10 protein-coding genes are annotated in these 9,736 nt (G+C 73.4%); 6 read left to right on the forward strand and 4 right to left on the reverse strand.

Annotated features, from left to right (window positions below):
- Positions 1 to 141: 141 nt before the first annotated feature.
- Both ACTIGN_RS02560 and ACTIGN_RS02565 read right to left on the reverse strand, forming a co-directional pair.
- Complete coding sequence (locus tag ACTIGN_RS02560; RefSeq protein WP_439621020.1) at positions 142 to 693, reverse strand: hypothetical protein; 552 nt, start codon at positions 691 to 693, stop codon at positions 142 to 144.
- 158 nt (positions 694 to 851) lie between these two features.
- Positions 852 to 3,674 (reverse strand): protein kinase domain-containing protein, encoded by a 2,823-nt coding sequence (locus ACTIGN_RS02565; RefSeq protein WP_439621022.1) that lies wholly within the window; start codon positions 3,672 to 3,674, stop codon positions 852 to 854.
- Between the two features lie 175 nt (positions 3,675 to 3,849).
- Between ACTIGN_RS02565 and mqnE the strand changes: the two genes are divergently transcribed.
- The 5 genes from mqnE to ACTIGN_RS02590 all read left to right on the forward strand — a co-directional run bounded on the left by mqnE (position 3,850) and on the right by ACTIGN_RS02590 (position 7,475).
- Complete coding sequence (gene mqnE / locus ACTIGN_RS02570) at positions 3,850 to 4,995, forward strand: aminofutalosine synthase MqnE (RefSeq protein WP_439621024.1); 1,146 nt, start codon at positions 3,850 to 3,852, stop codon at positions 4,993 to 4,995.
- A gap of 26 nt (positions 4,996 to 5,021) precedes the next feature.
- Complete coding sequence (locus tag ACTIGN_RS02575) at positions 5,022 to 5,477, forward strand: hypothetical protein (RefSeq protein WP_439621026.1); 456 nt, start codon at positions 5,022 to 5,024, stop codon at positions 5,475 to 5,477.
- A 68-nt stretch (positions 5,478 to 5,545) separates the two neighbouring features.
- The gene (locus ACTIGN_RS02580; protein ID WP_439621028.1) at positions 5,546 to 6,157 is read left to right on the forward strand and encodes a hypothetical protein; all 612 of its coding nucleotides are present in this window, start codon (positions 5,546 to 5,548) and stop codon (positions 6,155 to 6,157) included.
- Positions 6,150 to 6,518, forward strand: a complete 369-nt coding sequence (locus ACTIGN_RS02585; protein WP_439621030.1) for a transcriptional regulator — start codon at positions 6,150 to 6,152, stop codon at positions 6,516 to 6,518. Before ACTIGN_RS02580 ends, ACTIGN_RS02585 begins: the two co-directional genes overlap by 8 nt.
- A gap of 93 nt (positions 6,519 to 6,611) precedes the next feature.
- Complete coding sequence (locus ACTIGN_RS02590) at positions 6,612 to 7,475, forward strand: ferritin-like domain-containing protein (RefSeq protein ID WP_439621032.1); 864 nt, start codon at positions 6,612 to 6,614, stop codon at positions 7,473 to 7,475.
- Here ACTIGN_RS02590 and ACTIGN_RS02595 read toward each other — a convergent pair.
- Positions 7,384 to 7,884, reverse strand: a complete 501-nt coding sequence (locus ACTIGN_RS02595; RefSeq protein WP_439621033.1) for a cupin domain-containing protein — start codon at positions 7,882 to 7,884, stop codon at positions 7,384 to 7,386. The genes ACTIGN_RS02590 and ACTIGN_RS02595 overlap by 92 nt on opposite strands.
- 38 nt (positions 7,885 to 7,922) lie before the next feature.
- Positions 7,923 to 8,786, reverse strand: a complete 864-nt coding sequence (locus tag ACTIGN_RS02600; RefSeq protein ID WP_439621035.1) for a hypothetical protein — start codon at positions 8,784 to 8,786, stop codon at positions 7,923 to 7,925.
- A 425-nt stretch (positions 8,787 to 9,211) separates the two neighbouring features.
- Between ACTIGN_RS02600 and ACTIGN_RS02605 the strand changes: the two genes are divergently transcribed.
- Positions 9,212 to 9,643, forward strand: coding sequence for a hypothetical protein (locus ACTIGN_RS02605; protein ID WP_439621037.1), 432 nt, complete (start codon positions 9,212 to 9,214; stop codon positions 9,641 to 9,643).
- Positions 9,644 to 9,736 lie beyond the last annotated feature (93 nt).

Raw genomic sequence — 9,736 nt, forward strand, 5'->3', positions numbered from 1 at the left:
GGCCACGCGCTGCCTCGGGGGGGTGGGGCCGGGGGGCGCGGGGGGGGGCCGGGCGGGGGGGGGGGCGGGGTCCCCCCCCCCCCGACGCCAATCAGCAAGTTTGAAACTTGAACCCGAACCGCGAGACGGTCGGTTTTTGGCTCAGGCGGCCTCGGCCCGGGGCTCGGCCGGGGTGATCTTCCCGGCGATCCGCGGCGCCCCGGCGAGCTTGAGCGACGGGCCGGCGAGCTGGTCGCACCACTCGACGACCGCGTCGAGGTTGCGGACCGCGGCGGCGAGGGTGGTCGCGGCCGCCTCGCGGTCGGCCGGGGGCTTGCCGAGCCGGGCCGCGACCTTGTCGGCGAGGCGGTGGGCCTTGGCGATCAGGTGGGCCGGGTACTCGACCGGCTCCTGCCCGGCCCGCCGCAGCACCGCCCGTGCGGCCCGGCACCACATGCCCACCCGCTCGGGCGTGTTGAGGGTCACCTCGGGGAGGTGCGGGGCGGCGTGCCTCGCGGTGTAGGCCGCGAGGCGGGTGCGGAAGGCGTCATAGGCCTTCTGGCGGCCGTGCAGGTCGGGGGTCGAGAACCCGGGCGCGCCGCCCGGGGCGCCCCGCATGTTCTCCCACCGGGCCTGCAGGTCCAGGACGCGGGTCAACTCGGCCGCGGCGGCGGGCTCGAGCTTCTCGGCGACGGTCTCGCTCAACTGGGACATGGCGTGTGGCCTTCACCGGGTGATACAGAACGGAGTGGTTCTGCCGGGGTTATCGGCCGGGTCGATTCGCCAAGTTGATCCCCCGCGGGGGCAAACGGCGGGGGCCGGCCGGGCCCCCGCCCGCGCAACCGGACCAACCGGCCCCCGGCGCCGCCCGCTCAGTCCCCCGCGTCGGCCCGGTGGCGGGTGGCGGTGTGGCACCCGAAGGCCGCCATCGCAAGGACAATGATGAGGATGAGCACCCCGCTGTGTGAGATCCCGGAATCGATGTCCATGGGCATCGGGTACCACAGCACGTTCATGACGAACGCGGCCACGATGACGGCCAGCGCCCCGTACCGGATGAGCAGCCCGAGCATGATGGCGCTGCCCACGGCGAGGAACACGAGGGCCAGGGTCGCCGACAGCCACCCGCCGGGGCAGTCGGGGTTCAGGAGCCGCTGGTCGTGGGCCTTCAGGAGCGTCCAGATGAGCACGAACGCGCCGCCGTAGAGGACCGGGCGGCCGAGCGCCTGCCGGAGCAGGAGCAGGAGCAGCAGGTTGTAGAAGAACGCCGTGCGGAACGCGTACACGAGGGTGATGAGCAGGTTCCCGGTCCAGTACCCGGGGACCCGCGTGTTGGGCACCCACCAGTCCCACCACGGGACCGCGGCCGGCTCCCCGAGCCAGTGCGGGAGCTGGTTCCCGATCATCGCGGCCACGGTCGCCACGAGCGCCCCGAGGACCCCGATGAGCAGGTCCCGGCCCACGAGCGGGTCCCGCCACCGCCCGGCGAGGAGCCGGGTCCAGGAGATGACCGCCTCGGGCCACCACCGGCGGACCAGGGGCTCCAGGGCCAGGTACGCGCCGGCGATCAGCGCCGCCCAGTACAGCGCGAACCCGAGCCCGAGGACCAGGCCCCGGACCTCCAGGCGGAACTCGGCGTACCCCTGGACCTGGTGCCGGGTCTCGCACACCCACACGCTCATCTGGATCACGAACACCAGGGCCCCGAGCCGGAACGCGCCGGTCGCGTCGGCCTGGCCCCGCCTCAGGTGCAGCGGGCCGAGCACGAACGTGGCGATGAGGAGCGGCACGAACAGCTCGAACTGCGAGACCGCGGCCCCCTGGTCCTGCACCCCCTCGGTCGGGTCCCCGCTGTCCCGCCGGGTCCACGGCGCGACCACCTGGAACCACACGATCCGCCCGCGGAACGTCCCCGCCTCGATGCGGACCGGCAGGTCCTCTGGGCGGGCCGTCGTCCCGGTCCAGGCGTACCGGGTGTCGGCGTACACCGGCGGGATGTGCTCCGGGCGGGCCTCGCTGAACCGCAGGAAGTCGAACTCGGCCTTGTGGAACCACTGCCGCCACACGAGCACCGGGGGGGGCGGGAGGGCGGCCGAGGCGTCCCGGTCCAGGTCCGGCGGGGTGGACACGAACGCGATCAGCCGGCCCCTCACGTCCACCTTCACCGACGCCATGCCGGGGGTCAGGGCGTTGGGGTCGCTCCACGACACCCGCGGGGGCTCCAGCGACCCGGCGTAGGGGTAGAACAGGTCCGGGGCGAACGCCGTCGGCGACTGCCGGCACCAGAAGTAGATCGGCGCGACCGGCCGCTTGTGGACCCACTCCGGCCACCCGGACAGGTCGTCCGGGTCGAACCCGGTGTAGTGCAGGAACTGCTGGTCGTGGTCGTACCCGAAGGCGTCGGACCGGTCCTCGAGCCCGGCCAACTGGAACACGTCGCGGGCGCGGCGGGCCAGCGCGTCGGTGGGCTCCGGGAGCCGGACCATCCCGACCAGCATCACCCGGTCGTACAGCGCCAGGAACGCGAGCAGGCACACCACCGTGGCGGCGAGCAGTGCCAGCCCGTGCGCCCGCTTCAGGGTGCCCTTGACCCCGGCGGCGGCCACGATCTCGGGCGACGGGGTCACCCCCGCGGCCAGGGCCTCGGCCAGCGGGTCGCCGCCCGGGAGCCCGGCCAGAACCATGACGGTCGACTGGGGCCGGCGGGCCGGGTCCGGGTCCAGGCACCGGGTGATGACCTGCTCGACCGCCGGGTTCAGCCCCGTGATCACCGACGACGGGGTGGGCGGGGCCGCGTCCCGCCGCGCGTCGCGGTACGCCCGGCGGCCGGTGAACAGCTCGTACATGATGAGCCCGAGCGCGTAGACGTCGCTCCGCTCCGTGACCTCCCGGCCCGCGGCCTGTTCGGGGGCCATGTACGTGGGGGTGCCGAACCGGACCTCGATCCCGGTGATGGTCTTCTCGGCCGCGGCCAGCCCGAAGTCCGTGAGGCGGACCCGGCCCCGGCCGTCGAGCATGATGTTCGCCGGCTTCAGGTCCCGGTGCAGCAGCCCCTGGTCGTGGACCGCCCCGAGCGCCCCGCAGATCTGCCGCGACACCTCGAGGGCCTTCTCCTCGGACAGCCGGCCCACGCGCTTGAGCAGCGACGCCAGGTCCTCGCCGTCGATGAACTCCATCGTCAGGTACGGCTGCCCCTGGTGGTCCGCGATGTCGTAGACGCGGCACACGTTCGGGTGCGACACCCGGCGGGCCGCGGCGACCTCCTTGCGGAGCCCGTCGAGCCGTGCCGGGTCGGCGGAGAAGAACGAGGGGAGGAACTTCAGGGCGACGGGCTGGGCGAGCGTGAGGTCGTCGGCCCGGTACACCTCGCCCATGCCCCCCTTGCCGAGCACCGAGACGATCCGGTACCGGCCGGACAGAAGGGTGCCGGGCGGGAACCGCTCGCCGGGGGCCGGCGGCGCGCCCACCGCCGGTGCCCCCGACGGCGCGGCGACCGTGCCCTCCTGGGGCACGAACGTGCCGGTGGAGGGGTGCGCGCCCGCCGCGACGGGCGCGACGGGATCGGGGCGGCCGAACACGGGGCCGCCCCCGGGGGCCGCGAGGGTGCCGGTGTCCGGGGGGGGCTCGGGCGGGGGCGGCTCGGGACCGACGGTTCCGGACGGCGGGCGGACGGGGTTCGGGTCGTCTGGGTTCATCGGCCATCCACGGGGAAGCGGTTGCCCCTTATCATTCAGGGAACCCGCCGATGTGCAAGGCCCAACAGCGCGCCAGCCGGACCCGCCGCGGGTTGCGCCCGGCGGGCCGATTGCGGTTCACCGGGTGGGGAAATACAACAGGCCGGGTTCCGCCGGCCACGCAGGGGCACGACCGATGACCGCTCCCACCGACCCGAAGCTCGCCGCGATCCGCGACAAGGTCCACGCGGGCGAGCGCCTCACGTTCGACGACGGCCTCGCGCTCGAGGCCACGCCCGACCTGTTCACCCTCGGCGAACTGGCCAACCTCGTCCGCGAGCGCAAGAACGGCAACGTCACGTTCTACAACGTCAACACGCACCTGAACCCGACCAACGTGTGCGTGTACCGGTGCGCGTTCTGCTCGTTCCGGTCCGACCTGAAGGGGCCGACCGCCTACGTGATGACCGACGAGCAGATCCTCGGCCGCGCCCGCGAGGCCACCGAGCGGGGCTGCACCGAGCTGCACGTCGTCGGCGGGCTGCACCACCAGTTGCCGTACGAGTGGTACCTCGGCATCATCGCCAACATCCACCGCGAGTTCCCGGACCTGCACCTCAAGGCGTGGACCGCGGTCGAGTGGGACTGGTTCGAGAAGCTCACGAAGCGCCCCACCCGCGAGCTGCTCGCGGAGATGCGCGACGCCGGCCTGGGGAGCCTGCCGGGCGGCGGGGCCGAGATCTTCCACCCCGAGGTGCGGTCGAAGATCTGCGACTACAAGGCCGACGCGGACCAGTGGCTCGGCGTCCACCGCACCTGGCACGAGCTGGGCGGCAGGTCGAACGCGACCATGCTGTACGGCCACATCGAGCGGCCCGAGCACCGCATCGACCACCTGCTCCGGCTCCGCGGGCTCCAGGACGAGACGGGCGGGTTCCAGACGTTCATCCCGCTCGCGTTCCACCCGTCGAACAACCCGCTCGGCGAGGGCATCGCGAAGCCGTCGGGGGTGATGGACCTGAAGGTGATGGCCGTCTCGCGGCTCATGCTCGACAACTTCCCGCACATCAAGGCGTACTGGCAGATGCTGACGGCGAAGGTCGCGCAGGTGGCCCAGAGCTGGGGGGCCGACGACATCGACGGCACCGTCGTCCACGAGAAGATCTACCACGCGGCCGGCAGCGACTCGCCGCAGGAGATGACCGTTGCCGACCTCCGCCGGCTGATCGAGGAGGCGGGCCGGGTGCCAGTCGAGCGCGACACGCTGTACAACGAGGTGGTCCGCGACCGGCCCGTCGGCAAGCGGTGGCAGACCGGCCGCCGCCTCGTGACTCTGAACTGAACCGGCTCCTTGTTCGAGGGCCATTTATGACGCGGCCCCTGCTGCTCGTCGCGCTCGTCGCGCTCGTCGGTGCGTCCGGCGGGTGCTCGCGCGCCCCCGAGGACCGGGCCGAGGCGCACGTGCGGAAGTTGGGCGGGATCGCGACCCGCGACGACCGGCTCCCCGGCGCGCCCGTCGTCGGCGTCCACCTGCGGGCAACCGCCTGCACCGACGCCGACCTCAGGGAACTCACGGCGCTCACGCACCTCGTGTCGCTGAACCTGTCGAAGACGCAGGTGACCGACGCCGGGATGCGCGAGGTGCTGCACTTCAAGGACCTCAAGACGCTGGCCGTCCGCGAGACGCGGGTCACCGACGCGGGCCTGCGCGAACTGGCCGCCTTACCGAACCTCACCTCGCTGTACATCGGCGGCGCGGCGGTGACCCGCCCGGGCCTCGACGAGTTCCTGAAGGCCCGCCCGAACTGCGAGATCAGCGAGTAGCCGCCCCTTGACTTTGCTTTGCGTTGCAAAGTATACTCTCCTGGCACCGCTCGGCCGGGGGAACGGGTATGCACGTCCGCGACGCACTCGACCGGCTCGATCAGATCCACAACCACCTGTCGCGGGCCGAGGTGTACCACGGGTTCCGGGTCCCCGCGGTCGCGGCCATCGGCCTGCTCGCGCTCGGCGCCGCGGCGGCCCAGCCCGCGGTGCCGGGGGCGGCGGAGGGGGCCGGGTTCGTGTGGTTCTGGGTCGCCGTCGCCGCGGCCGGGGCGCTCACCGGCACGGCCGCCGCGGCGCAGGCCTACGCGACCCGCGAGGACGGGTTCGCCCGCCGCCGCACCCGGCAAATGGTCCTCCAGTTCCTGCCGTGCGTGCTGACCGGGGCGGCGGTCACCGCGGCGGTGGCCCGGGCGCCGGACCTGGTCGGCCTGCTCCCGGGCGTGTGGGCCGCCACCTTCGGCCTCGGGCTGCTCGCCGCGTCGCCGCACCTGCCCCGCGGCATCCGGCGCGTCTCACTCGGGTACGTCGCGGCCGGGGCGGCGCTGGCGGTCCGGTGGGTGCCGGGCGCGCCCCCGAACGGCTGGGAGGTGGGGACGGTGTTCGGGGCCGGGCACCTCGCCTGCTCGTTCGCCCTGTGGCGGGGTGCCGACCGGAACGAGGGGGCGGGCGATGAGTGACGCAACCGACGGGCGGTTCGCCTACGAGGGGCTGGACCGCGTGCTCCACGAGAAGGCCCGGCTCGGCATCCTGACCGCGCTCGTCACGCACCGTGACGGGCTCGGGTTCACCGACCTGATCCGGCTGTGTGCCCTCACCGACGGCAACCTCAGCCGCCACCTGGACGTGCTGGCCTCCGAGGGGCTGGTGGAGGTGACCAAGGCGTTCGTCGGTCGCCGGCCGCACACGAGGTGCAAGCTGACCGCCGCGGGGCGGACGCGGTTCCGCGAGTACCTCGGGCAACTCGAACGGGTGCTGCGCGACGCGGCCGCGGACGAGCCGGCCGCCGCGAAGGGGAAGCCGCGGCCCGGACTCGCGTGAACCGAAGTGCAACGGCGGGGCGCGTCGCCCCGCCAGTTCTCGGGCCTTTTACTTTGCATTGCAAAGTCATTTGTTCCAGCAACTGGAGTGCGCATGAACGGCCACGAGCCCGACCCGGCGGGGCGCCCGGAGGTGCGGAGTTCCCGCGAGTGGGTCGCGTACTTCGAGGCGAACGCCCGGCGGCTGTTGCCGGTCCCGTGGGGAGCCGGGGCCGGGGTGACGGACGCGGAGCGGGACGCGGTCGCCGGGTCGCTGGCCGCCTGGCAACTCGGTGAGACGTCCGACGGCCGGCACCTGCTCGCGGCGGCCGCGGGCTACGCGGAGCGGGTCGGCGACCCCGACTTCCCCGCCGCTGTTCGGCTGTTCATCGCGGAAGAGCAGCGGCACGGCCGCGACCTCGGGCGGTTCCTCGAACTCGCGGGCGTGCCAGTGAAGACGTGGGACTGGGGCGACGCGCTGTTCCGGGCGTTCCGGTACGCGCTGCCGCGGATGGAGGTGTGGGCCGCGGTGGTCGTCGTGGTCGAGGCGCACGCGATGCTGTACTACGCCGCGGTTCGCCGGGCGACGCGGTCGCCGGTGCTCCGCACCGTGTGCCGGCAGATCCTGGCCGACGAGGTGCCGCACATTCGCTTCCAGTGCGAGCGCTTGGCGGTGCTGCGCCGGGGCCGGGCGCGGCCGCTGCGGTGGGCGACGGCCGCCGCGGACCGCGTGCTGTTCACCGGGGTCACGCTGGCGGTCTGGCTCGGCCACCGCCGCGCGCTCCGGGCCGGCGGGTACGACCTCTTGCGGTTCTGGCGCGCAGCACTGGCGCGCATGCGCGCGGCCTGGCGGGCCGCGGACCCGAATGCGTACGCCTGGCCGGCGGTCACTTCTTCGAGCGGGGGTCGTCTTCCGGGTTCACGTACTCGACCGCCCACGGGCCGGTGCCGTGGAGCTGCAGCACCGTCTCGCCCTTGACCCACCCGAAGTGCTTCATCCCCGCCCCGGTGCGGCCGTACGAGCCGGCCGGCATCGCGGTCGCGGCCTTCTCGTCGAACTTCGCCCCGTGCCCGAGGTACAGCGTTCCCGTGATGACCGTGACGCGCTCGTCCTTCGGGTGCGTGTGCGGCGGCACCTTGAACCCGTCCGGGAGCTTGATTCGGATCACGAACGGCCCGTCCTTGCTCGGGTCGCCCTCCAGCACCACCACCTCGGCCCCCTTCGCGAGCGACGACGGGCCGGGCTGCCACTTCATGTCGGCCGGGGTGAGGACCTCCTGCTCCTTCGCGTGCCCGGCGGGCTTCTTCGCGTCGCCGGCCCCCGTCCGGGCCGAACCGAGAACGAGCGCGAGCAGTGCGAGCGCGGCGAAGCGGCGGGTGTGCGACACGGTGAGTTCCTTGGTGGTGCGGGGCGGAAGGGCAGGGGCTACGCCTGCGGGTCGGGCGCGCCGGGGTCGGCGGCCTTGGGGAGCAGCGCGTCGAACGCCTCGCGCATCACCCACGCCTGGCGGGTGACGTTCTGGAGCGTGCTGGCCTGCTCCAGTGCGGCCCGGAGCGCCTCCTTGGTCGCGTCCGGGACCGCCTGGGCGTTGACGAGGAACCGAGCGGCGCACGCGTACGTCTCGAAGCACCCGCGGTGGTCGCCGGCGTTGTACGCGGGCGCGCCGAGGCGGATCGCGAGCGACAGGTACAGTTGCACCTCGCGGTTGCTCAGCGCCGGGCCGCCCATCTCGCCGATCGCGTCGAACCCGTTCCGCATCGCCCACGCCTGCTCGTTCGGGTCGTCGAGCGCCGCGGCCCGTTCGAGCGCCTCGGTCAGCTTGGCCCGCGCCTCGGGCGGGGCGGCCGGGACCGTCGCGAGGGCCATCCGCGCCGTGCAGGCGTAGACGTCGTAGCACCCCTGGTGGTCGCCGGTGTTGTACGCGGGCGCGCCGATGGAGATGGCCATGCCGATGAACGCCTGCACCGCCGCGAGCGGGTCGGCGAGGACCGCCGGCTCCTCGGCGGGGTCGTCGTCGTCGCCGAGCAGCCCCTCGAACGCGCCCTGGAGCTCCTGGGCCTGCTCCTCGGGGTCGCCGGCGTTCTCCGCCTCGTCGAGCGCGCGTTCGAGCCGGAAGTCGGCGACCTCGCCCAGCCCCTTCACCTTGCGGGCGAGTCGGGCGGCGCAGGCCAGCAGTTCGTAGCACCCCTTGTGGTCGTCGGCCGCGGCCGCCTTGTTCGCGAGCCGCAGGGCCGTGACCAGGAGCAGCCGCGCCGGGCCGAGCGGGTCGTCGTCGTCGTCGCGTGCCATGGCGGCCCCCGGCGGTGTGTGCGGACACCGTTGGTGTAGCCGAACCCGCCGCGCAATCCAGGGCCGCCGGGGCCGAACGTCACCCCGCCCGGGACCGCCGGAACAGGAGTACGCTGCCGCCGTACAGCCAGGTGGCCAGGACCAACCCCATCCCGATAGTCGCGAGCGCTTCCACGGCAGACCTCCCGGGTTCGTGGGCCGAGCGGAACCAGCGGCCGACCGCACAGCGGCCGCCGCGTCTCGATTATGCATATCAGGATCGAGAAGTCCAAATTAGCCGCGGAAAATTCTCGGCGAGCGTTCGCGGCCCGGTGGAGCGTCGCGGCACGGGCTTCGCTGTGGGCTCTGGGGAACGCTTTCGAACCGCCATTGGGCACCCCCGCTCGCGGCCGCACCGGCCCGCCGAGCCCGTCCAGGAGCCGCCGATGATGCACCCCCGAACGCTCGCCCTCGCGCTCGCCACCGTGTTCGCTCTGGCGACCGGCCACGGCCGCGGCGCGGCCCCGCAGGCCGGCGACGCGAAGAAGGACCCGCCGCAGTTGCCCAACGAGGCCCAGGTGATGCAGGTGAAGCTGAAGCGGTCGCAGGCGCTGCTGGAGGCGCTGGCGAGGGAGGACTTCAAGGCGATCGAGGAGAGCGCCGCCTCGCTGGTCCGCATCAGCAAGGCGACCGAGTTCCTCCGGGCGTACAAGACCGAGGAGTACGAGTTGCAGGCCCGCGTGTTCCAGCGGAGCGCCGAGACTCTGGTCGAGAAGGCGAAGGCGAAGAACCTCGACGGGGCGACCCTTGCGTACCTCGACATGACTGTGAGCTGCGTCGCGTGCCACACCCACTTCCGCGGCCGCAAGCGCGACTGACGCCGAGGCTGGTTGAGGCGTATCCCGGGTGCGGGACGCGTCTGGTCCGAGCCCGAGCGGCGGGCGCCGGGGGCACGCGGCCCCCACGCCCGG

Source organism: Gemmata sp. (assembly GCF_051859125.1).
Taxonomy (GTDB): Bacteria; Planctomycetota; Planctomycetia; order Gemmatales; family Gemmataceae; genus Gemmata.

What these genes read in the sequence shown, in the direction of transcription:
- mqnE (WP_439621024.1), top strand. Translation starts at nt 3,850, where the DNA reads ATGACCGCTCCCACCGACCCGAAGCTCGCCGCGATCCGCGACAAGGTC.
- ACTIGN_RS02600 (WP_439621035.1), bottom strand. Translation starts at nt 8,786, where the DNA reads ATGGCACGCGACGACGACGACGACCCGCTCGGCCCGGCGCGGCTGCTC.
- ACTIGN_RS02560 (WP_439621020.1), bottom strand. Translation starts at nt 693, where the DNA reads ATGTCCCAGTTGAGCGAGACCGTCGCCGAGAAGCTCGAGCCCGCCGCC.
- ACTIGN_RS02585 (WP_439621030.1), top strand. Translation starts at nt 6,150, where the DNA reads ATGAGTGACGCAACCGACGGGCGGTTCGCCTACGAGGGGCTGGACCGC.
- ACTIGN_RS02580 (WP_439621028.1), top strand. Translation starts at nt 5,546, where the DNA reads ATGCACGTCCGCGACGCACTCGACCGGCTCGATCAGATCCACAACCAC.
- ACTIGN_RS02565 (WP_439621022.1), bottom strand. Translation starts at nt 3,674, where the DNA reads ATGAACCCAGACGACCCGAACCCCGTCCGCCCGCCGTCCGGAACCGTC.
- ACTIGN_RS02590 (WP_439621032.1), top strand. Translation starts at nt 6,612, where the DNA reads ATGAACGGCCACGAGCCCGACCCGGCGGGGCGCCCGGAGGTGCGGAGT.
- ACTIGN_RS02605 (WP_439621037.1), top strand. Translation starts at nt 9,212, where the DNA reads ATGATGCACCCCCGAACGCTCGCCCTCGCGCTCGCCACCGTGTTCGCT.
- ACTIGN_RS02575 (WP_439621026.1), top strand. Translation starts at nt 5,022, where the DNA reads ATGACGCGGCCCCTGCTGCTCGTCGCGCTCGTCGCGCTCGTCGGTGCG.